The 21,170-nt window shown below is 67.3% G+C and carries 19 protein-coding genes; 13 read left to right on the forward strand and 6 right to left on the reverse strand.

Annotation, left to right across the window (positions count from 1 at the left end; translation table 11 throughout):
• Nucleotides 1-312: 312 nt before the first annotated feature.
• The 10 genes from G539_RS0119985 (at nt 313) to G539_RS0120030 (ending at nt 11,062) form a co-directional block, all read left to right on the forward strand.
• Complete coding sequence (locus G539_RS0119985; RefSeq protein ID WP_035831631.1) at nt 313-705, forward strand: RidA family protein; 393 nt, start codon at nt 313-315, stop codon at nt 703-705.
• A gap of 138 nt (nt 706-843) precedes the next feature.
• A complete protein-coding gene (locus G539_RS0119990) occupies nt 844-1,779 on the forward strand; it encodes a metallophosphoesterase (protein WP_035831633.1) in 936 nt (311 codons plus the stop codon).
• Nucleotides 1,780-1,895: 116 nt separating this feature from the next.
• Nucleotides 1,896-3,260: an 8-oxoguanine deaminase gene (locus G539_RS0119995; protein ID WP_029076773.1), complete on the forward strand. Its 1,365-nt coding sequence runs from the start codon at nt 1,896-1,898 to the stop codon at nt 3,258-3,260.
• 191 nt (nt 3,261-3,451) lie between these two features.
• The gene (locus tag G539_RS0120000) at nt 3,452-4,258 is read left to right on the forward strand and encodes a creatininase family protein (RefSeq protein WP_029076774.1); all 807 of its coding nucleotides are present in this window, start codon (nt 3,452-3,454) and stop codon (nt 4,256-4,258) included.
• 65 nt (nt 4,259-4,323) lie between these two features.
• The gene (locus tag G539_RS0120005; RefSeq protein ID WP_051231719.1) at nt 4,324-5,301 is read left to right on the forward strand and encodes an NAD(P)-dependent oxidoreductase; all 978 of its coding nucleotides are present in this window, start codon (nt 4,324-4,326) and stop codon (nt 5,299-5,301) included.
• A gap of 142 nt (nt 5,302-5,443) precedes the next feature.
• On the forward strand, nt 5,444-7,033 hold the full coding sequence (locus G539_RS0120010) for an ABC transporter substrate-binding protein (RefSeq protein WP_029076776.1): 1,590 nt from the start codon (nt 5,444-5,446) through the stop codon (nt 7,031-7,033).
• A gap of 109 nt (nt 7,034-7,142) precedes the next feature.
• Nucleotides 7,143-8,153: an ABC transporter permease subunit gene (locus G539_RS0120015; protein WP_029076777.1), complete on the forward strand. Its 1,011-nt coding sequence runs from the start codon at nt 7,143-7,145 to the stop codon at nt 8,151-8,153.
• Nucleotides 8,143-9,054, forward strand: a complete 912-nt coding sequence (locus G539_RS0120020) for an ABC transporter permease subunit (RefSeq protein ID WP_035831635.1) — start codon at nt 8,143-8,145, stop codon at nt 9,052-9,054. Before G539_RS0120015 ends, G539_RS0120020 begins: the two co-directional genes overlap by 11 nt.
• Nucleotides 9,055-9,056: 2 nt before the next feature.
• Nucleotides 9,057-10,064: an ABC transporter ATP-binding protein gene (locus tag G539_RS0120025; protein WP_029076779.1), complete on the forward strand. Its 1,008-nt coding sequence runs from the start codon at nt 9,057-9,059 to the stop codon at nt 10,062-10,064.
• Entirely contained in the window at nt 10,061-11,062 is a 1,002-nt protein-coding gene (locus tag G539_RS0120030; RefSeq protein ID WP_029076780.1) for a dipeptide ABC transporter ATP-binding protein, read from the forward strand. Before G539_RS0120025 ends, G539_RS0120030 begins: the two co-directional genes overlap by 4 nt.
• 21 nt (nt 11,063-11,083) lie before the next feature.
• Here G539_RS0120030 and G539_RS0120035 read toward each other — a convergent pair whose 3' ends face one another.
• Complete coding sequence (locus G539_RS0120035; protein WP_029076781.1) at nt 11,084-11,587, reverse strand: cytochrome b; 504 nt, start codon at nt 11,585-11,587, stop codon at nt 11,084-11,086.
• 203 nt (nt 11,588-11,790) lie between these two features.
• On the opposite strand from G539_RS0120035, the gene G539_RS0120040 reads away from it, so the two are divergent.
• Nucleotides 11,791-12,876 (forward strand): CobW family GTP-binding protein, encoded by a 1,086-nt coding sequence (locus G539_RS0120040; RefSeq protein WP_029076782.1) that lies wholly within the window; start codon nt 11,791-11,793, stop codon nt 12,874-12,876.
• A gap of 83 nt (nt 12,877-12,959) precedes the next feature.
• Nucleotides 12,960-13,943 (forward strand): WD40 repeat domain-containing protein, encoded by a 984-nt coding sequence (locus G539_RS0120045; RefSeq protein ID WP_029076783.1) that lies wholly within the window; start codon nt 12,960-12,962, stop codon nt 13,941-13,943.
• Between the two features lie 256 nt (nt 13,944-14,199).
• On the opposite strand, the gene G539_RS0120050 is transcribed toward G539_RS0120045, so the two are convergent.
• The 5 genes from G539_RS0120050 to G539_RS0120070 all read right to left on the reverse strand — a co-directional run bounded on the left by G539_RS0120050 (nt 14,200) and on the right by G539_RS0120070 (nt 18,789).
• Nucleotides 14,200-14,580 carry a hypothetical protein gene (locus G539_RS0120050; RefSeq protein ID WP_029076784.1) on the reverse strand — a complete coding sequence of 127 codons (381 nt, stop codon included), beginning with the start codon at nt 14,578-14,580 and terminating at the stop codon, nt 14,200-14,202.
• A 379-nt stretch (nt 14,581-14,959) separates the two neighbouring features.
• Nucleotides 14,960-15,106: a DUF1127 domain-containing protein gene (locus G539_RS26810; protein ID WP_084640095.1), complete on the reverse strand. Its 147-nt coding sequence runs from the start codon at nt 15,104-15,106 to the stop codon at nt 14,960-14,962.
• A 397-nt stretch (nt 15,107-15,503) separates the two neighbouring features.
• The gene (locus G539_RS0120060) at nt 15,504-16,949 is read right to left on the reverse strand and encodes a homospermidine synthase (RefSeq protein WP_029076785.1); all 1,446 of its coding nucleotides are present in this window, start codon (nt 16,947-16,949) and stop codon (nt 15,504-15,506) included.
• 123 nt (nt 16,950-17,072) lie between these two features.
• The gene (locus G539_RS0120065) at nt 17,073-17,645 is read right to left on the reverse strand and encodes a GNAT family N-acetyltransferase (protein WP_029076786.1); all 573 of its coding nucleotides are present in this window, start codon (nt 17,643-17,645) and stop codon (nt 17,073-17,075) included.
• A 13-nt stretch (nt 17,646-17,658) separates the two neighbouring features.
• Entirely contained in the window at nt 17,659-18,789 is a 1,131-nt protein-coding gene (locus G539_RS0120070; RefSeq protein ID WP_029076787.1) for a type III PLP-dependent enzyme, read from the reverse strand.
• 750 nt (nt 18,790-19,539) lie between these two features.
• Between G539_RS0120070 and G539_RS0120075 the strand changes: the two genes are divergently transcribed.
• Entirely contained in the window at nt 19,540-21,129 is a 1,590-nt protein-coding gene (locus G539_RS0120075) for a gamma-glutamyltransferase family protein (RefSeq protein ID WP_425402367.1), read from the forward strand.
• Nucleotides 21,130-21,170: the final 41 nt, after the last annotated feature.

Here is a 21,170-nt window from a genome sequence, read left to right on the forward strand (position 1 = left end):
TCTTTCCTGACCGGCGCGCCGGCTTCCTGCCGTTCGCGTCCGAAATCCCACCCTTCCTGTCGCAAGAGGTATGCCATGAAGCGCTTCGGGCCCCGGCCGACGCGCAACACCGATCAAGCATTCCGCCCCGACGCCGGAAAGTGGCGGCATATTATGCGACGAACCCTGCGCACGATAGCGGCAGATGCCACGAAATCGAGCATTTCGCACCCGCGCCGGTGTGGATCGCCCGCATCGAGCCCGGCGGCGGCCTTGCCATGCCGCGCGGGCGGCCCCTACCCTTCCGCTTTCCATGCCGAACCGGAGCGCCCCATGGTGAACACGCCCCTGACCCCGAAGGACATCCGCCCGCCCTTCGGCCAATACAGCCACGGCGTCGAAGCGCCCGCCGGCAGCCGCTTCATCTTCACCTCCGGCCAGCTCGGCATCCGCGACGACGACAGCGTTCCGGAGGACATCGAGGCGCAGGCGGAGATCTGCTTCGAGAACATCCGCGCCATTCTCGCCGCGGGCGGCATGGAGCTTTCCGACATCGTCCGCCTGAATGCGTTCGTGACCAAGCGCGAGGACATGCGCCGCTACATGAACGTGCGCGACCGCTATGTCAGCCAGCCGCTGCCGGCGTCGACGCTCTATATCGTCACGGGCTTCACGCGGCCGGAATTCCTGGTCGAGATCGAGGCCGTGGCGGCCCGGCAGGACTAGCCGCCCGCAGCCGCGACCGGGGCCTCCGCGCGGGCGCCGCCGCGCATTGTCAGCCAATCGTCATCGAACCGTCTCCCGGCTGTCAGCTGCGGGACCTATCGCAGGTCCCGCAGCTTTTCATCAATCGGGAGACCGCTCGTGCTCACGCGACGCAACCTGCTCAAGATCGGCGGCACCGCCGCGATCTTCGCCCCCTTCGCCGGCTTCACCATCGATTCCGCCCGCGCCGAGACCGACCCGCTGTTCCGCTTCGGCATCGTCGCCGACCCGCAATACGCCCCGGTCGTGCCGAACCTGAAGTCGAATCGCTACTACGCCAACAGCCTCTGGAAGCTGTCCGAGGCGATCGACACGCTGAACAAGCACGACCTGCAGTTCGTCGCGACGCTCGGCGACATCATCGACCGGCACTGGGAGAGCTTCAGTCACGTGCTGCCGCTCTACGACAAGCTCGACCATCCGAACGTGCTGCTGCTCGGCAACCACGACTATGACGTCGCGGCCGAATATCTCGACTCCGTGCAGCGCACCACGGGCCTCGACAAGGCCTATTCCGACTTCGCCGGCGGCGGCTACCGCTTCATCCTGCTCGACGGCAACGACGTCAGCCTGTTCGCGCCGCCCAAGGACGATCCGCGCCGCGAAGTCGCGGCCAAGCGCCTCGACGAGCTGAAGGCCAAGGGCGCGCCGAACGCCCAGACCTGGAACGGCTCGCTCGGCGACGAGCAGTTCGCCTGGCTCGAGGCGACGATCCAGAAGGCCGAGGTGGCCGGCGAGAAGGTCATCGTCATGTGCCACTACCCGGTCTATCCGGCGAACGAGCACAATCTCTGGGATTCCGACCGGATCGTCGATCTCATCGCCAAGTCGAAGAATGTCGTCGCCTATTTCAACGGCCACAACCATGCCGGCAATTACGGCGAGCTGAGCGGCAAGCACTTCGTCAACTTCAAGGGCATGGTCGACACGCCGGACACCACGGCCTTCGCCGTCGTCGAGGTCTATCCGGACCGGATCGAGATCCTCGGCCATGGCCGCGAGGAAAACCGCACCCTGAAGCTCGCGACCGCCTGAGGCCGGCTTCCGGCGGATCGGCGCTCGCGTCGGTCCGCCACCCGATGCGCCGCCGCCCGATTGGGCTTGCGGCGCACCGCGCTCTCCTGTTTCCTGCGCGCAGGCAGGAAACAGGCATGACCCACCGCATTTGGCTCAAGGATCCGATCGCCGTCCTCGCGGCGGGCGCCGAGCGGGGCATCGTCGTCGAGAACGGCCGCATCGCCGAGCTGGTCGGGCGCGGCGGCGAGCCGCTTCATCCCGTGCAGAAGATCTTCGACGCCTCGCGCCATGTGGTGACGCCGGGCCTCGTCAACACCCACCACCATTTCTTCCAGACGATGACGCGGGCCCACCCGAAGGCGATCAACAAGTCGCTCTGGCCGTGGATCACGACGCTCTATCCGATCTGGACCCGCCACGTGAACGCCGACAATTTCCGCCTCGCCGCCCGGCTTTCGGTGACGGAACTGCTGATGTCGGGCTGCACCTGCGCCTCCGACCACCACTACATGTTCCCGACCGGGCTGGAGCACGCGCTCGACATCGAGGCCGAGGAGGCCGCCGCCGTCGGTATCCGCATGACGCTTTCGCGCGGCGCGCTCGATCTGGTCGGCGATCAGGCCGGCGACGACAGCCAGGCTGTCGCGCCCGGCGGCGCCATCCAGGACACCGACACGATCCTCGCCGATTGCGAGCGCGTCATCGCCCGCCACCACGACCGCGCCGACGGCGCGATGACCCGCGTCGCGCTGGCGCCATGCGCGCCCTTCGACGTCTCGCTGCGCTTGATGCGCGAGACGGCGGCGCTCGCCGAGAAGCACGATTGCCGGCTGCACACCCATCTCGTCGAGACGAAGCAGGAGGCGGACTTCGCGCATGAGAAGCTCGGCATGTCGGCGGTCGACTATCTCGACGAATGCCACTGGCTGACGAACCGCACCTGGCTCGCCCACGGCATCCATTTCGACGATGCGGAGATCGGCAAGCTCGGGCGGCACGGCGTCGGCATCTGCCACTGCCCGACCTCGAACATGGTGCTCTCGTCCGGCATCTGCCGGACCCGCGAGCTGGAGGCGGCCGGCTGCCCGGTCGGCCTCGGTGTCGACGGCTCGGCCTCGAACGACAATTCCAACCTGATCGAGGCGGCCCGGCACGCGCTGATGATCGGCCGGCTGCGCTACGACGCGTCCGAGGTCACCCATCTCGACGTGCTGCGCTGGGCGACGGAAGGCTCGGCGCGTTGCCTCGGCCGCGACGACATCGGCACGATCGCGGTCGGCAAGCAGGCCGATTTCGCCTTCTGGACGCTGGACGAGCTGCGCTTTTCCGGCGCCGGCGACCCGCTCGCCGCCCTCGTGCTGTGCGGAGCGCACGCCGCCGACCGCGTCATGGTGAAGGGCGAATGGCGGGTCGAGGACGGCCAGCCGGTCGGCGTCGACCTGGCGCGGCTCCGCCACGAACACCATCAGGCTTCGAAACAGTTCCTGGAGGCGCTCTGACCCGATGGAAGCGCGAGCCGATTCCCTCCCCCTTGTGGGGAGGGTCAGGGAGGGGGTACCTCCTCCCCCTTGAAAGACGGACCTGCCCTTGCTCAGTATCGCCAACGCCCGAGGCCGGCGCTGGTACCCCCACCCCGCCCTCCCCACGAGGGGGAGGGAGCAGAACAAGCCACCGAGAAAAGAGACTTCCGATGTCCCTTCCCCGCCCCTATTGGCACGAGATGCAGGCCCCCGACTTCCTGGGCGGCGACAAGGACTGGATCGCGGTCCTGCCGGTCTGCGCCATCGAGCAGCACGGCCCGCATCTGCCCGTCTTCACCGACGCCTGCATCGGCGAGGGCATGATGAAGCGCGTCGTCGAGATGCTGCCGGAAGGCCTGCCCGCGACCTTCCTGCCGGTGCAGTCGGTCGGCAAGTCGAACGAGCACATCTCCTCGCCGGGCACGCTCACCTTCACCTGGGACACCGTCATCCGCATGTGGCTGGAGATCGGCGACAGCATCGCGCGGGCCGGTGTCAGGAAGCTGGTCATCGTCACCTCGCATGGCGGCAACATCCCGGCCGCCGAGATCATCGCCCGCGAGCTGCGCATCAAGTACGACATGCTGGTGGTCACCACCGGCTGGACCGCCGTCGGCGAGCCCGAGGGCATGGTGCCGGACGAAGAATATCTCTACGGCATCCATGGCGGCGACGTTGAAACCTCGATCATGCTGCATTTCCGGCCCGATCTCGTGAAGATGGACAAGGCCGAGGATTTCCGCTCCAGCCAGCTCGACCTGCTGAAGGAATTCAAGCGCCTGCGCTTCCACGGCGCGCCGGCGCGCGCCGCCTGGAAGGCGCAGGACCTGAACCCGAAGGGCGCCGTCGGCAACGCCTCGCGCGCCACCGCCGAGCGCGGCCGCCAGATGGTCGACTACCAGGCCGCCGCCTTCGTCGAGCTGCTCGAGGAGATGGCCCGCTTCGACCTCGCCCGGCTCTGGAAGGCGCCCGCCTGACATCAGGCGGAATCGTGATCTCGACCTAGGAAAACGCTTGGGCATGCCGCGACCCTGTTGCTAGCATGTCCGGCGTTGCGACGGCGCGGGACCGGGCGCATGTCCGGGGGGCCGGCGTGGTCGAGATCGTCATTTCCGAATTCATGCACAAGAACGCGGTCGCGGATCTCTCCCGCGACTTCGAGGTGCTCTACGAGCCGACGCTGGGCATGGACCCGCTCGGGCTGGCGAAGGTCATCCGCCAGGCCCGCGCGCTGCTGATCCGCGACCGGACCGTGGTCGACATCCCGCTGATCGCCCGCGCCAATGCGCTCCGCGTCGTCGGCCAGATCGGGGCGCTCGCCGACAACATCGACATGCGCAGCTGCGAGGCGCGCGGCGTCTCGGTCGTGCGCGCGCCCGACCAGATGGCGGACGCGGTCGGCGAATATGTCATCGCCACCGCCATGATGCTGACGCGCGGCGCCTTCTTCGCCGCCCGCGACGTGATGGCCGGCAAATGGCCGCGCGGCCACCTGCTCGGCCGCGAGATCGGCGGCCGCACGCTCGGCCTCGTCGGCCTCGATTTCGGCGCCCGGGCGGCCGCGACGCGGGCCCGCGCCCTCGGCATGCGGGTGATCGGCTGGGATCCGCTGCTGAAGCCGAGCCATCCGGCCTGGAACGAGATCGAGCCGGCGGAATTCGACCCGCTGCTTTCAGAAGCCGACGTGGTCAGCGTCCATCTGCCGGCCCGGCCCGAATTCATCGGCAAGCTCGGCACGGCGGCGCTGGCGCGGCTGAAGCCGACGGCCGTCCTGCTGTCGCTCGGCGGCGGCGGCGTCGTCGACGAGGCGGCCGTCGCCAACATGCTGGCGATCGGCCGGCTGCGCGGCGCCGCCTTCGACGGTTTCGAGACGGAGCCGCTGACCAGCGAGGCCGGCTCGATCTTCGCGGCCGTCCCCAATCTCATCCTGACGCCGCGCATCGCCGATCTGACGCTGGAATCGCACCTGCGCTCCTCGGCCGCCATCGTCGCCAAGGTGCGCGGCGTGCTCGATCCTTGATCAACTGGAAAAATCCCTCTTGCATTCGGACCGCGCCTCGGTTGGATTGAGGCTTTCCCGCCTGCGAGAGGCTCCAGCAAAGGAACCCCAGCTGCCAGGCGGATTTAAAGCGCTTTGAAGCGCGAGTTCAGGGGAGTCCAGCATGAAAACCTTTGCCCGCCTGCTGACGGCGACGATGCTCGTGGCAGGCCTCGCATCGGCCGCGGAAGCCAAGACCCTCGTCTATTGCGCCGAGGGCAGTCCCGAGAATTTCAACCCGCAGATCAACACCACCGGCACGTCGCTCGACGCGGCCCGGCCGGCCTATAACCAGCTGGTGCAGTTCGAGCCGGGCACGACCAACGTCATCCCGGCGCTGGCCGAGAAGTGGGACATCTCGGAAGACGGCAAGGAAATCACCTTCCACCTGCGCAAGGGCGTCAAGTTCCATTCGACCAAGAATTTCACCCCGACGCGCGACTTCAACGCCGACGACGTGATCTTCTCGTTCGAGCGCCAGTGGAAGGCGGACAACCCGTTCCACAAGGTTTCGGGCGGCGCCTATGACTATTTCAACGACATGGGCATGCCGGACCTGCTGAAGTCGATCGACAAGGTCGACGACTACACGGTCAAGTTCACGCTGTCCCGCCCCGAGGCGCCGTTCCTGGCCAATCTCGCCATGGACTTCGCCACCATCATGTCGAAGGAATTCGCCGACGCCATGCTGGCGGCGGGCACGCCGGAGCAGGTCGACCAGGTGCCGGTCGGCACCGGCCCATTCTCCTTCGTCGCCTACCAGAAGGACTCGGTGATCCGCTACAAGCCCTTCCCGGACTACTGGGGCGGCAAGCCGAAGATCGACGGCCTCGTCTTCGCGATCACCAAGGATCCGACGGCGCGCTGGTCGAAGCTGCAGAAGGGCGAATGCCACATCATGCCCTTCCCGAACCCGGCTGACCTGGATGCCATCGGCAAGGACCCGAACATCAACCTGCTGCAGCAGCCCGGCCTGAACATCGGCTACCTCGCCTTCAACGTCGAGAAGAAGCCGTTCGACGACAAGCGCGTCCGCCTGGCGATGGCCCACGCCATCGACAAGAACGCGATCATCAAGGACGTCTATCTCGGCGCCGGCCAGCCGGCCAAGAACCTGATCCCGCCGACGATCTGGGGCTACAACGACGCCGTGGTCGACTATGGCTACGATCCGGAGAAGGCGAAGGCCCTGCTCAAGGAAGCGGGTCTCGAGGGCGGCTTCGAGACCGACCTCTGGTGGATGCCGGTGCAGCGTCCGTACAACCCGAACGCCAAGCGCATCGCCGAGATGATCCAGGCCGATCTGGCCAAGCTCAACATCAAGGCCAATCTCGTGTCCTACGAGTGGGGCGAGTACCGCAAGCGCATGCAGGCGGGCGAGCACCAGATGGGCCAGCTCGGCTGGACCGGCGACAACGGCGATCCCGACAACTTCTTCTTCCTGCTCTCCTGCGAGGCGGCCCGCCCCGGCGGCCAGAACCTCTCCAAGTGGTGCAACAAGGAGTTCGACGATCGCCTGAACAAGGCCAAGTCCCTGTTCGACAAGGCCGAGCGCACTAAGCTCTACGAAGAGATGCAGGTCATCCAGCACGATGACTATCCGATGATGCCGATCGCCCACTCGGTCGTGTTCGAGCCGGTGCGCAAGGAAGTCAGCGGCTACAAGGTAAGCCCGCTCGGCCGGCATGAGTTCACGGATGTCGAGCTGAAGTAACGGCTCGGAAGCGAGATCGGGGCGGGCGGCGGCGACGCCGTCCGCTCCGGTCATCCAACTAGGACCAGGCGGCGCAGGCTCTGCGCGCGCCCATCACGGGTCCCCCAAAATGCTCGGTTTCGTTGTCCGGCGAGTCCTGCTCGTCATCCCGACCTTCATCGCGATCGCCTTCCTGACCTTCATCGCCATCCGCCTCGTGCCCGGCGACCCGATCGAGGTGCGCACCGGCGAGCGCGGCATCTCGCCGGAACGGCTCGCCCAGTTCCGCCACGAGCTCGGCCTCGACCAGCCGGTCTGGAAGCAGTTCCTCGACTATCTCTGGCAGCTCGCGCACGGCAATTTCGGCACGTCGATCTCGACGCATGCGCCGGTGCTGACGGAGTTCCTGACGCTGTTCCCGGCGACGCTGGAGCTCGCCATCAGCGCCATGCTGTTCGCCACCATCCTCGGCATCCCGGCCGGCGTCATCGCCGCCACCCGGCGCGGCACCTTCATCGACTACACGCTGATGGGCGCGGCGCTGACGGGCTTCTCCATGCCGATCTTCTGGTGGGGCCTGCTGCTCGTCCTGTTCTTCTCGGTCAATCTCGGCTGGACCCCGGTCTCCGGCCGCATCGACCTGCTCTATTATTTCGAGCCCGTCACCGGCTTCATGCTGATCGACAGCTGGCTGTCCGGCGAGGAAGGCGCGTTCCGCTCGGCGGTGATGCACCTGATCCTGCCGGCGATCGTGCTCGGCACCATCCCGCTCGCCACCATCGCCCGCATGACCCGCTCGGCCATGCTGGAGATCCTCGGCGAGGACTATGTCCGCACGGCCCGTGCGAAAGGCCTGTCGCCGTTCCGCGTCGTCGGCTTCCATGCGCTCCGCAACGCGCTGATCCCGGTGGTGACCGTGATCGGCCTGCAGGTCGGCGCGCTGATGGCCGGCGCGGTTCTGACCGAATACATCTTCTCCTGGCCTGGCATCGGCACCTGGCTGATCGAATCGATCAACCGTCGCGACTATCCGGTTCTGCAGGGCGGCATCCTGCTCGTCTCCGGCATCGTCATCCTGATCAACATCCTCGTGGACCTGCTCTACGGCGTGCTCAATCCGAGGATCCGCCATGCCCGCTGACCGCACCGTGACCGCCGCCGCGCCGACGGTGAAGGCGCCGCCCGGCCCCTTCGTCGCCTTCTTCCGCGACTTCTCCGAGAACCGCGCGGCTCTGGTCGGCCTGATCATCCTGTCGCTGCTCGTCTTCGTCGCGATCTTCGCCAACTTCCTGGCGCCCTATTCGCCCTACGAGCAGTTCCGCGACTTCGTCCGCACCCCGCCGGCCTGGGCCGAGGGCGGCAACAGCGCCTTCCTGCTCGGAACCGACGAGATCGGCCGCGACATGCTCTCGCGCCTGATCTTCGGCGCCCGGCTGTCGCTGTTCATCGGCCTCTCGGTCGTCGTCGCCTCGATGGCGGTCGGCATCGTGCTCGGCCTCGTCGCCGCCTTCGCGCCGGGCTGGCCATCGATCGTCATCATGCGGGCGATGGACGTGATCCTGTCGGTGCCGAGCCTGCTGCTCGCCATCGTCATCGTCGCGATCATCGGCCCGAGCCTGACCAACACGATCATCGCCATCACGGTGGTCTACCTGCCCTATTACGTCCGCCTCGTGCGCGCCTCGGCGCTGCAGGAAAAGACGCGCGACTATGTGACGGCGGCGCGCGTCGGCGGCGCCGGCACGCTCCGCATCATGTTCAAGACGGTGCTGCCGAACTGCATGGCGCCGATCATCGTGCAGGCGGCGCTGACCATCTCGAACGCCATCCTCGAGGCCGCGGCGCTCGGCTTCCTCGGCCTCGGCGCCCAGCCGCCCTCGCCCGAATGGGGCGCCATGCTCGCCTCGGCCCGCGAATTCCTGCAATCCGCGCCGTGGATCGTCACCGAGCCCGGCCTCGCCATCCTGATCACCGTGCTCTCGATCAACCTCGTCGGCGACGGGTTGCGCGACGCGCTCGATCCGAAGATGCGGAGGAGCTGATCATGCCGCTTCTCGAAATTGACGACCTGACGGTCGAGTTCAAGACGGCCTCCGGCCAGTTCCGCGCCGTCGACGGCGTCTCGCTGACCGTCGACCGCGGCGAGATCCTCGCCATCGTCGGCGAGAGCGGCTCCGGCAAGTCCGTGGCCATGCTCGCCGTGATGGGGCTCCTGCCCTGGACCGCCACCGTCTCGGCCAAGACGCTTGCCTTCGACGGCCGCGACCTGCTGACGCTTTCGCCGCGCGAGCGCCGCAAGGTGATCGGCAAGGACATGGCGATGATCTTCCAGGAGCCGATGTCGAGCCTCAACCCGTGCTTCACGGTCGGCTACCAGATCGGCGAGAGCCTGAAGGTGCATCTCGGCCTGTCGAAGAGCGAGCGGCGCAAGCGCTCGATCGAGCTGCTCGAGGCGGTCGGCATTCCCGATCCGGAACGCCGCCTCTCCGCCTTCCCGCACCAGCTTTCCGGCGGCATGAGCCAGCGCGTCATGATCGCCATCGCGCTCGCCTGCCGGCCGAAGCTGATCATCGCCGACGAGCCGACGACGGCGCTCGACGTCACCATCCAGGCGCAGATCCTGGAGCTGCTGGTGTCGCTGCAGCGCGAGACCGATACCGGCCTGGTGCTGATCACGCACGACATGGGCGTCGTCGCCGAGACGGCCGAGCGCGTCTCGGTGCATTATGCGGGGCAGAAGATCGAGGAGCAGCCGGTCGGTCCGCTCTTCGCCGATCCGCACCATCCCTATACGGCGGCGCTGCTCGCGGCCCTGCCGGAGCGGGCGAAGGGCAAGCACCTGCCGTCGATCCCCGGCGTCGTGCCGGGCCAGTTCGACCGGCCGCCGGCCTGCCTGTTCGAGCCGCGCTGCCGCTTCGCCACCGATCGTTGCCGCACCAAGGTGCCGCCGCGCCAGGGCGCCATCGCCGGCTTCGCGCTCTGCCACTATCCGCTGACGCATGGCCGCCCGATCGGTCATCCCAATCCCGAAGGCCGGGAGGTCGCAGCATGAACGCGCCCGTCGTCCTCAACGCCTCCAAGCTGGCCCGCTTCTATGCCGTGCCGCGCGGCGCCTTCAAGGCGCCGGCCACGGTGAAGGCGCTCGCCGAGGCGAGCTTCACGCTGGAAGCCGGCAAGACGCTCGCCGTGGTCGGCGAATCCGGCTGCGGCAAGTCCACCCTCGCCCGTCTCGTCACCATGATCGAGGAGCCGAGCGAAGGTCACCTGATGATCGGCGACACCGACGTCGTCAACGCCGACCGCGAGGCGCTCCGGAAGCTGCGCTCGGAAGTCCAGATCGTCTTCCAGAACCCCTATGGCTCGCTCAATCCGCGCCAGAAGATCATCGACGCGCTGGCCGAGCCGCTGATCATCAACCGCAAGGAGATGAGCGCGGCCGATCGCAAGGCCGCCGTGCTCGACATGCTGAAGCGCGTCGGCCTCCGGCCGGAACACGCCAACCGCTATCCGCACATGTTCTCCGGCGGCCAGCGCCAGCGCATCGCGATCGCCCGCGCGCTGATGCTGAAACCGAAGATCCTCGTCCTCGACGAGCCGGTCTCGGCGCTCGACGTTTCGGTGCAGGCGCAGGTGCTGAACCTGCTGGTCGAGCTGCAGGAAAGCCTCGGCCTCTCCTACCTGTTCATCTCGCACGGCCTCTCGGTCGTCCGGCACATGGCCGACGAGATCCTCGTCATGTATCTCGGCCGCGTGGTGGAACGGGCACCGCGTGAAAAGCTGTTCGAGCAGCCGCTGCATCCCTACACGCAGGCGCTGCTCTCGGCGACGCCGATGGCCGATCCCGAGCGCCAGCGCGAACGCATCCGCCTGAAGGGCGAGCTGCCCTCGCCCTTCAATCCGCCGACCGGCTGCGCCTTCCATCCGCGCTGCCCGCGCGCCTTCGACAAGTGCAAGGTCGAGCGGCCGGAGCTTCGCTGGCACGGCGAGACGGAGGTCGCCTGCTGGGCGGTCGAGCGCGACGAGGCGCTCGTCGCCACCCAGGCCGGATGAGAACCGCGAGCCCGAACGCCCTCAGGATTCGCCGGGAACCAGCATCCGGCGCAGGGTTCCGTCGCGGAGCCAGAACTGATGGTAGAGTGCCGCGGCGGCGTGCAGCCCGATCAGGATGATGAACAGCGGCTTGCCGAGTTCGTGGATGCCTCCGAACGAAGGCGAGGCATAGACCGCCAGCAGTCCGGTCACGGGGACCGCCACCAGAAGAACATAGAAGGCGACATGGGCGGCGCTCGCCAAGCGGGCGGCCCAGCGCCCGGCCGTTTCCAGCGGCGCGGGAACCTTGAGCGTCAGCCGCAGCACCAGGCGGAGCAGGACGAGCGCCAGAATCGCGATGCCGACCCAGTAATGCGCCGTCGCCAGTCCCGCCTCGGTTCCGCTCACCGCGATGCCGCGCGCGGTGGCGCGCTGGACTTCGCCCATGCTCTCGCCGAACAGCAGTTGGAACAGGACCAGGGCGGCGATCCCCCAGTGCAGGCCGACCTGCAGGGGCGAATAGCCGAGAACATGGGAACGGGTCATGCTGAGTTCTCCAGGCATGCCGGCCGGCAGGCGGCCGACCGCGATATCCAGAACAGGCTTGGAATTGTTCCAAATTATGGCGGGCGGTCAAGTCCGCGCCCCATCGGAAGCCACCCATCGCAATCGGCGCCGACATCCCTTATATCAGGCGGCAACCCATTCCCCCTTTTGCGCGGGCTGACGTTCCGCGCCGGAGATCTCTCATGACGGAAACCCAGATCCCGGTCACCGTGCTCACCGGCTATCTCGGCGCCGGCAAGACGACGCTTTTGAACCGCATCCTGTCGGAGAACCACGGCAAGAAATACGCCGTGGTCGTCAACGAGTTCGGCGAGATCGGCATCGACAACGACCTCATCGTCGAGAGCGACGAAGAGATCTACGAGATGAACAATGGCTGCGTCTGCTGCACGGTGCGCGGCGACCTGATCCGCGTCGTCGAGGGCCTGATGAAGCGCCCTGGCGGCTTCGACGGCATCCTGGTCGAGACCACCGGCCTCGCCAACCCGGCCCCCGTCGCGCAGACCTTCTTCATGGATGACGACGTGCGCGCCAAGTCGCGCCTCGACGCCGTCGTCACCGTCGCCGACGCGATGAACCTCCTGACCCGGCTCGACGACGCGCCGGAAGCCGAGGAACAGATCGCCTTCGCCGACGTCATCCTGCTGAACAAGACCGACCTCGTCGAGCCGGCGCATCTCGCGGCCGTCGAGCGCCGCATCCGCGACATCAATCCGCACGCCACGATCCACCGGACCGAGCGCTGCGCCATCGACCTCGACAAGGTGCTCGATCGCGGCGCCTTCGATCTCGAGCGCATCCTGTCGCTCGATCCGGAATTCCTCGAGGGCGAGGATCATGACCATGATCACGTCCATGACGAGAATTGCGGCTGCGGTCACGACCACCACCATGATCACGATCATGACCACCACCATCATGACCATGATCACCACGACCATCACCACCACCATCCGCGCCACGACGACTCGGTCTTCTCGGTCTCGCTGCGCGGCGGCTCGCTCGATCCGAACAAGTTCTTTCCCTGGATTCAGGAAGTCACCCAGGTCGAGGGTCCGAACATCCTGCGCCTGAAGGGCATCCTGTCGATGGACCGCGACCCCGACCGCTACGTGCTGCAGGGCGTTCACATGATCATCGAGGGCACGCATCAGCGCCCCTGGGCCGAGGACGAGACGCGCGAGAGCCGCCTCGTCTTCATCGGCCGCAAGCTGAACGAGGACGCGCTGCGCAAGAGCTTCGAAGCCTGCCTGATGCCAGCGGCCTGACGGCCGCCTTCCTTTCGAACGCGTCGCTCCGGCTCAGGCCGGAGCGATCGACGCCCCTGCACGTCACCGACCGGAACCGTCTCTTGCCCACGATCCAGACCTTTCCCCTCGACGCCTTCGTCGTGGCGGCGCAGTTCATCGACGACACGCCGGCCTTCGCGCTCGGCGACGGCACCGTTGCCGTCACCGACGGGCCGACGGCCGAGAAGCTCGGCGTGCATACCGGCGGCCTGCTCGCCGCCGCCCGCTCGCAGGACGGCAGCCTCCTGGTCACGACGGGCGATGACGGCCGCGTCTGCGCCATCGACGCCGAGGGCCGGGTCGGCGAGCTCGCCAGCCAGCCGAAGAAGTGGATCGACCAGGTTGCCTGCGGCCCGGACGGCATCATCGCCTATGCCAGCGGCAAGCAGGTGTTCGTGCGTTTCGCCGATGGGCGCGAGCGCGTGCTGCAGCACGAGCGCACCGCCGCCGGCCTCGCCTTCGCGCCGAAGGGGCTGCGCCTCGCCGTCGCGCGCTACAACGGCGTCTCGCTCTGGTGGGTCGGCACCGACGCCAAGCCGACCGAGTTTGAATGGAAGGGCTCGCATCTCGGCGTTACCTTCTCGCCGGACGGCAAGAACGTCATCACCACCATGCAGGAGAACTCGCTGCATGGCTGGCGCGTCGCCGACGGCGGCGGCCATATGCGGATGTCGGGCTATCCCGGCAAGGTGAAGTCGATGTCGTGGTCGGCCAAGGGCCGCTTCCTGGCGACGTCCGGCGCCGAGATGGCCGTGCTCTGGCCGTTCCACTTCAAGGACGGCCCGATGGGCAAGCAGCCGCTGCAGCTCGGCACGCGCGACCAGATCGTGACCTTCGTCGCCTGCCACCCGACCGAGGAGGTCGTGGCGATCGGCTACAAGGACGGCATGGTGGTGGCGGTGCGCTTCGCCGACGGCGACCAGGCGATCCTGCGCAAGCCCGACGAAGGCGGCGCGATCAGCGCGCTCGGCTGGGACAAGAAGGGCGTCCGCCTCGCCTTCGGCACCGAGGGCGGCATGGCCGGCGTGGTCGACCTCGCCGGCTGAGGGTTCGGCCCTGCGCCTCGCTTGGAGAAGCGGGACAGCGGCCGAATGCTGGCGGGCGCAGGTCTTCAGCCTCGCCCCTACTGCCCCCCTCCACGGACTAGAGCATCATCCTGAGGTGCCCGGCGCAGCCGGGCCTCGAAGGAGGGTCCGGGGAACACCTGAACCGATTTCAAGCCGGAAGCCCGCTGGATCCTCCTTCGAGGCTTCGCTCAAGCGAAGCACCTCAGGATGATGGCGGAGCCTGTCGACCGGCCGCTCACGCCCGGCCGGGGGCGCGGCGGAAGATCGCGACGGCGAACAGGATCATGCCGATCAGCGTGATGATCGAGCCGGCGATGACGATCGGCTCGCCCGCCGGCACCATGCGCAGCGCCAGCACCAGGCCGGGGATCATGATCCAGAGGCCGATCGTCGAGACCCAGAACTGGACCGTCGCCAGGCGGGTCTCCGCCTTCTCGCGATTGGCGTTGTAGTAGAAGCCCATCAGCGCCAGGCTGACCCAGCCGATCAGGTTGAGATGGGCATGCGCTGGCGCGAGCGAGAAGTCCTGCTTCGCGCCCATGATGATGCCGCCGACCATGCCGATGATGACATAGATGACGGCCGTTCCGATGAACCACTGGCTGATGCGCGGCATGTCGCCCCCCGTTTGGAAGAAGGGCCGACTCAATCCCCCTGTCGCCCTCCGGAAACGCGAGTACGACGTTGCGTAAGGCGAGTCAAAACCATTCTAGACCGCGGCTGTGACGGCGGTCACAGCGGCGGCCGGGATGGTGCGGAGGGAGCCTGAAAAAGGCGACGCCGGCGCGCGACCGGGAGCTGGTTGTGAGCTCGACACGGTCGCGTCAGCCGGCGTCATACGCGGTCTGCGCAGAAAGAAAAACGCCCGTCGGGGGAGGAGATCGACGGGCGTCTTAAGGGTGGCGCCTCGCTGGGGAGGAGGTCAGCGCGGCGCCGATCACCGGGAACAGGAGGGAGGGAGATGTTCCCGGCGAATTCCTTTGTATTTGTAAGTCTTAGTAACCGACCGCCTGCTTGGCAACGCGCTCGATTTCACCACGATGGATGCCGAGGTCAGCAAGCTCGCGGTTGTTGAGGCGAGACAGCTCGTTGTAGGTCTCGCGGAACTTGCGCCAGGTCTTGTAGGAATTGATGATGTTCATAGCCGTTTCCTTCGAATTCTCGTGATCTCTTGCGAACCAGCGCCGGATTTCTCTGTCGCCGTTCTGTTGACGTTGATATAGGCGGTTGCTTCCGGATTGAGCAGTATGAAAAAGCTCATGCCAGCGATGCACTGGACGCAGAGCAGCATCAATTCCGGCTGAATTTGTGCGGCGCAGCATTAAGCCGTGTGACGGAATTGCGGCGTTTTGGTATCGGAACAACGACGGCGCCGCCGCCTCGCCCGCCCTGCCATGATCCTGACGCATGGCGCGACCGCGCTGCACGCGCACAAATTCGAGGCGCGAACAAATTCCGCCCCGCCGGCATGAGCCGGGCGCATAAAAAAAGACCGGGCCGAAGCCCGGTCTCTTGGCATTGTCTCGAAGACGACCGAAGTCAGCCCTTCTGGTGCACCAGCACGTTGCGGAACTGCCAGGGGTCGCTCTCGTCGATGTCTTCCGGGAAGAAGCCCGGACGATCGGTGAGCGGCGTCCAGTCGGTGTAGACGCCCTCGACGGTGCCCAGATAGGGCCGCTGGGCGGTCAGGCAGACGTCGAAGTCGAGCTCGTCGGATTCGACGATGCCGGCCTCGGGGTTCTGCAGCGCCCAGACCATGCCGGCCATCACGGCCGAGGTCACCTGCAGGCCGCTCGCGTTCTGGTAGGGCGCGAGTTGGCGGGCTTCCTCGATCGTCAGCCGCGAACCATACCAGTAGGCGTTCTTGGCATGGCCATAGAGCAGCACGCCGAGCTCGTCGCGACCGTCGACGATCTCGTCCTCGCGCAGGATGTGGTGCTTCGGCTGGAACTGCGGCTGCGCCGCATAGCCGAACATCTCGTGCAGCGACAGCAGCGCGTCATTGGCCGGATGGTAGGCGTAGTGCACCGTCGGGCGGAAGGTCACCGTATCGCCGTCGCGCGCCGTGAAATAGTCGGCGATGGTGATCGCCTCATTGTGCGTGACGAGATAGGCGAGCTGCGAGCCCGGCGTCGGGCACCAGCTGCGGACGCGCGTGTCGGCGCCGGGCGACAGCAGGTAGATCGCCGCGCCGCTGCCCTTTTCATGGGTGCGACCGAAGCTCGGCATCCAGCGCTCATGCGTGCCCCAGCCGAGCTCGGCCGGCTGCAGCGCCTCGGCGATGAAGCCCTCGACCGACCAGGTATTGATGAAGGTGCCCATCGGCTTCGGATCGCGGGCGCGCTGGGTGTCGCGCTCGGCGATGTGGACGCCCTTGACGCCCGCGGCCTTCATCAGCGCGGCCCATCCGGCCTGCGTCTTCGGCACTTCGTGCGGGATGCCGAGGTCGGTGGCGATGTTCAGCAGCGCCTGCTTGACGAACCACGACACCATGCCGGGATTGGCGCCCGAGCAGGAAACCGCCGTGGTGCCGCCCGGGCTGGCGCGCCGCGCCGCCAGCAGCGTCTCGCGCAGCGCATAGTTGGAGCGCCCTGCCGCGTCGACGTCGCCGGCGTCATAGAAGCCGGCCCAGGGCTCGACCACGGTATCGATGTAGAGGCTGCCGATTTCGCGGGTCAGGCCCATGATCTCGACCGAGGAGGTATCGACCGAAAGGTTGACGCAGAAGCCCTGGCCTTCGGAGCTGGTCAGGAGCGGCGTCAGGATCTCGCGGAAATTGGCCGGCGTCAGTGCAGCCTTGACGTGCGTGACGCCCTCGCTGGCCATCAGTTCGGCGAACTCGTCGCTCGGCTCGACGATGGTGATCTGCGGTTGGTCGAGAGCGAAGTGGCGCTTCAGCAGCGGGAGGAAACCGCGTCCGATCGAACCAAAGCCAATGATGACCACGGGGCCGGTGATGCGACCGTAGGTTGGCCAAGTCGTCATAGCGAAACACTCCTGAAAGTCGAAATCAACAAGTGGGGTACCGTACCCTTCCTTCGTGACAAACAAAAAGCCGTGGAAGTAGGGGTTTCCCCCTTCCCTCCACGGCCCGCGGGCAGCTGGAACCTAACGGCTTGCGTCGGCGAGGTCGAGCCCGGAAGGGCTCGCGACGGTCGGAAAGTCCGGACCGGCAAGCGGCGGGACCGACCAGTCGCCGGTGGCGACGAGCATTCCGGCGGCGCCGGAAAGCGCCCCGTCGCGCAGCTCGAGCGCCAGGAAACGGGCCCGGTCGACCGGCCCCGGCATCATCAGGCTTCGCGTCGCCTCGGCCGAAAAGCCGAAGCGCGCATAGTATTCGGCGTCGCCCACCAGGATGACGGCGCCATGGCCGAACATGGCGGCGCGGTTGAGCGCGGCGCGCATCAGCTTGCCGCCGAGCCCCTCGCCCTGGCGCTCCGGCGCGACCGCGAGCGGGCCGAGCAGCAGCGCGTCGCGGCCGCCGGCCGAGACGTTCCAGAGCCGGACCGAGCCGACGATCGCGTCGCCGTCGCGGGCGACCAGCGCCAGGCCGGAGGCCGGCAGGCGGTTCTCGCGCAGTCGCTCGGAGGTCTTCAGGTGGCGGTCCGGACCCATCGTCCGGTCGAGCAGCATCTCGCGGGCGCCGGTTTCACCCGGCGCCTCCACACCAATCTGGATCATCGATGGCGGTCCTTCAGATCACGAAGGCTTCGAGCGGCTTGAAGCCGTTGAAGGCGACGGCCGAATAGGTCGTCGTATACGCGCCCGTGCCTTCGATCAGCACTTCGTCGCCGATCGAGAGCGAGACGGGCAGGTGATACGGCGTCTTCTCGTAGAGGACGTCGGCGGAATCGCAGGTCGGGCCGGCGAGCACGCAGGGCGTCTTCTCGTCATTGTCGTGCATCGTGCGGATCGGATAGCGGATCGACTCGTCCATCGTCTCGGCGAGGCCGCCGAACTTGCCGATGTCGAGATAGACCCAGCGGATGTCGTCCGTGTCGTTCTTCTTCGAGATCAGCACGACTTCCGTCTTGATGATGCCCGCATTGCCGACCATGCCGCGGCCCGGCTCGATGATCGTCTCGGGGATGCGGTTGCCGAAATGGCGCTTCAGCGCCGCGTCGATCGACGAGGCATAGTTGTCCACGCCCGGAATCTCCTTGAGATAACGGGTCGGGAAGCCACCGCCGAGATTGACCATCGCGAGCTGGATGCCGCGCTCGGCGAGCGTGCCGAAGATGCCGGCGGCCGAGGCGAGCGCGCCGTCCCAGGCCTCGGTGTTGGCCTGCTGCGAACCGACATGGAACGACACGCCATAGGCGCGCAGGCCGAGGCGGTGCGCATGCTCGAGCACGCCGACGGCCATCTGGGGCTCGCAGCCGAACTTGCGCGACAGCGGCCACTCGGCGCCGGCGCCGTCGCAGAGGATGCGGCAGAACACGCGCGTGCCGGGAGCGGCGCGGGCCACCTTCTCGACCTCGGCCTCGCAATCGACCGCATAGAGGTCGATGCCGCGGGCGAAGGCGGCGGCGACGTCGCGCTCCTTCTTGATCGTGTTGCCGAAGGAGATGCGGTCGGGCGTCGCGCCGGCGGCCAGCGCCATGTCGATCTCGGCCACCGACGCGCAGTCGAAGCTCGAGCCCAGCGAGGCGAGCAGCGACAGCAGTTCCGGCGCCGGATTGGCCTTTACCGCGTAGAAGACGCGGGTGTCGGGCAGCGCATGCGCGAAGGCCAAGTAATTATCGCGCACGACATCGAGATCGACCACGAGGCACGGGCCGTCGGGACGTCGGGTGTTGAGGAAGTCGATGATACGTGCGGTCATTGGAGGGTCTCCCCGTCGGCCTGCCGAGGCCAAATGCGTTGCGAAGCGATGACGAAACCGGAGCGCAGCCCTCGCGCCGAGCGCTATGGACGCGATCGGAACGGTGACAACGAGCCGTTTTTGCCGGGGTGAGCCGGCAGTTTTCGCGGGTGGCAGTCGCAGCGATAAACGGGAGCGTTCATCGGGAGCGCTGCCTTCGCTTGGAACGGGAGACCCGATCCGCACGCCCGGCAAGGATGTAGTGCCTCTTCAGTGACCACGGCCTGTGGAGAGCCGTGCGAGACCAAAAAAGCCCGCTACGTCGTTGCTTCAAGTCGCGTCCTCCGCGGAGACGGAGTTCACCGGTTTCGCTTTCCGGCTGCCGACCTTTTCGGGATCGCTCCCGAACTCCTGGGACCCTCTTGCGGAGGATCTTGGGCGTCGCTTCGGCCTCTTGTCCGAAGCCCCACCGGTCGGCACGCAACCACAGGCACGTGCGATTATTGGGCGAGGTCTAGGTAGGCGGATCGCGGTTAACATTCAAGCGGATTTTCCCTCCGCGGCCCAATTTTGGTGCACAGGGGCGCCAAGCGTGCGCAACCGGGCGGCAGCGCGGCATTTCGGTCACATTTTTCAGCCCCGCCGCGGCTTTTCGGAGCCGCCGCGACCGGGGTTGCGACGACCTCCCGACGCTCTGGTTAACCATGTGATTCGCGCTTCCGGCCCCCGCTTGTTTCGCCTATGCAGAGTGGAGCAACAGGAGAGATGCGCGTGAGCGAGACCATCGTCGGCGAAAGGGGCATGGTCGTCGCCCCGCACCGGGCAGCGGCCGAGGCAGGCGCGGAGATCATCCGCGCCGGCGGCAACGCCATCGAGGCAGCGATCGCCGCCGCCGCCACCATCGCCGTCATCTACCCGCACATGAATTCGATCGGCGGCGACGGCTTCTGGCTGATCCGCGAGCCGGGCAAGGAGCCGCGCTATCTGGAAGCCTGCGGCGGCGCCGGCTCCGGCGCCACGATCCGGGCCTATCGCGACAAGGGCCACGATGCGGTGCCGGCGCGCGGCCCCGACGCGGCGCTGACCGTCGCCGGCGCGCTCTCGGGCTGGAACACCGCCTATGAGCTGTCGCAGAGCCTCGGCGGCCGGCTCGACCGCCCCACCCTCCTCGCCAACGCCATCGCCCATGCGCAGAACGGCATCGCCGTCACCCGCTCGCAGGCGCGGCTGACCGCCGAGCACCACGCCGTGCTATCCGCCCAGCCCGGCTTCGCCGAAATCTTCCTCGTCGACGGCAAGCCGCCGGAGACCGGGGCCGTGCTGCGCCAGGAACGCCTCGCCGACACGCTCGATCATCTCGCCCGCGCCGGCTTCCTCGATTTCTATCGCGGCGACGTCGCCAGCGAGATCGCAAGCGATCTCGCGCGGATCGGCGCCCCGGTGACGCGCGACGACCTCGCCCGACACGAGGCGCGGCTGCGGCCGCCGCTTTCGGTCCGGCTCCAGCAGGGGACGGTCTACAATGCGCCGCCGCCGACCCAGGGCCTCGCCTCGCTGCTGATCCTCGGCATCTTCGAGCGCCTGGGCGTCAAGCGAGGCGAGAGCTTCGAGCATGTGCACGGCCTGATCGAGGCGACCAAGCGCGCCTTCCTGCTGCGCGACAGGCACGTCACCGACCCGATCTTCGCCGGCGACCTCTCCATGCATCTCTCCCCGCGCGTGCTGGAGCGCGAGGCCGCCCATATCGACAAGAGCCGCGCCGCGCCCTGGCCGCAGCCGGCCAGGAAGGGCGACACGGTCTGGCTCGGCGCCACCGACGCGTCGGGGCTTACCGTCTCCTATATCCAGTCGATCTTCTGGGAATTCGGCTCCGGCTGCGTGCTGCCGGCGACCGGCATCACCTGGCAGAATCGCGGCGCCAGCTTCTCGCTCGATCCGAAATCGCTCAATCCGCTCGAGCCCGGCCGCAAGCCGTTCCATACGCTGAACCCGGCGATCGCCCGTTTCGACGACGGCCGCATCATGAGCTACGGCACGATGGGCGGCGACGGCCAGCCGCAGACCCAGGGCGCGATCTTCACGCGCCACGCCCTGTTCGGCATGGATCTCGGCGAGGCGATCGCGGCGCCGCGCTGGCTGCTCGGCCGCACCTGGGGCTCGGACCACACCAATCTGCGCGTCGAGAACCGGCTCGACGCCGACCTGATCCTGGCGCTCGAGCGGGCGGGCCACGAGATCCATGTGCTGGACGAGGCCTATTCCGACACGATGGGCCATGCCGGCGCGCTCGTCCGCCGCAAGGACGGCCGCATCTTCGGCGCCAGCGACCCGCGCTCGGACGGCGCGGCGGTCGCCGCCTGACGGCGCGCCGGCGTCCGCCTTTGGCAACGGCCGCCGAATAG

It is taken from the genome of Kaistia adipata DSM 17808, from assembly GCF_000423225.1.
Lineage (GTDB): Bacteria > Pseudomonadota > Alphaproteobacteria > Rhizobiales > Kaistiaceae > Kaistia > Kaistia adipata.

Excerpts from the sequence above, each read along its gene's own strand:
- G539_RS0120065 (WP_029076786.1), bottom strand. The coding sequence starts at position 17,645 with ATGATCCAGATTGGTGTGGAGGCGCCGGGTGAAACCGGCGCCCGCGAG.
- G539_RS26810 (WP_084640095.1), bottom strand. The coding sequence starts at position 15,106 with ATGAACATCATCAATTCCTACAAGACCTGGCGCAAGTTCCGCGAGACC.
- G539_RS0120060 (WP_029076785.1), bottom strand. The coding sequence starts at position 16,949 with ATGACGACTTGGCCAACCTACGGTCGCATCACCGGCCCCGTGGTCATC.
- G539_RS0120030 (WP_029076780.1), top strand. The coding sequence starts at position 10,061 with ATGAACGCGCCCGTCGTCCTCAACGCCTCCAAGCTGGCCCGCTTCTAT.
- G539_RS0120010 (WP_029076776.1), top strand. The coding sequence starts at position 5,444 with ATGAAAACCTTTGCCCGCCTGCTGACGGCGACGATGCTCGTGGCAGGC.
- G539_RS0119985 (WP_035831631.1), top strand. The coding sequence starts at position 313 with ATGGTGAACACGCCCCTGACCCCGAAGGACATCCGCCCGCCCTTCGGC.
- G539_RS0120025 (WP_029076779.1), top strand. The coding sequence starts at position 9,057 with ATGCCGCTTCTCGAAATTGACGACCTGACGGTCGAGTTCAAGACGGCC.
- G539_RS0120020 (WP_035831635.1), top strand. The coding sequence starts at position 8,143 with ATGCCCGCTGACCGCACCGTGACCGCCGCCGCGCCGACGGTGAAGGCG.
- G539_RS0120050 (WP_029076784.1), bottom strand. The coding sequence starts at position 14,580 with ATGCCGCGCATCAGCCAGTGGTTCATCGGAACGGCCGTCATCTATGTC.
- G539_RS0120035 (WP_029076781.1), bottom strand. The coding sequence starts at position 11,587 with ATGACCCGTTCCCATGTTCTCGGCTATTCGCCCCTGCAGGTCGGCCTG.
- G539_RS0120015 (WP_029076777.1), top strand. The coding sequence starts at position 7,143 with ATGCTCGGTTTCGTTGTCCGGCGAGTCCTGCTCGTCATCCCGACCTTC.
- G539_RS0120070 (WP_029076787.1), bottom strand. The coding sequence starts at position 18,789 with ATGACCGCACGTATCATCGACTTCCTCAACACCCGACGTCCCGACGGC.
- G539_RS0120005 (WP_051231719.1), top strand. The coding sequence starts at position 4,324 with ATGTCCGGCGTTGCGACGGCGCGGGACCGGGCGCATGTCCGGGGGGCC.
- G539_RS0120000 (WP_029076774.1), top strand. The coding sequence starts at position 3,452 with ATGTCCCTTCCCCGCCCCTATTGGCACGAGATGCAGGCCCCCGACTTC.
- G539_RS0120040 (WP_029076782.1), top strand. The coding sequence starts at position 11,791 with ATGACGGAAACCCAGATCCCGGTCACCGTGCTCACCGGCTATCTCGGC.
- G539_RS0119995 (WP_029076773.1), top strand. The coding sequence starts at position 1,896 with ATGACCCACCGCATTTGGCTCAAGGATCCGATCGCCGTCCTCGCGGCG.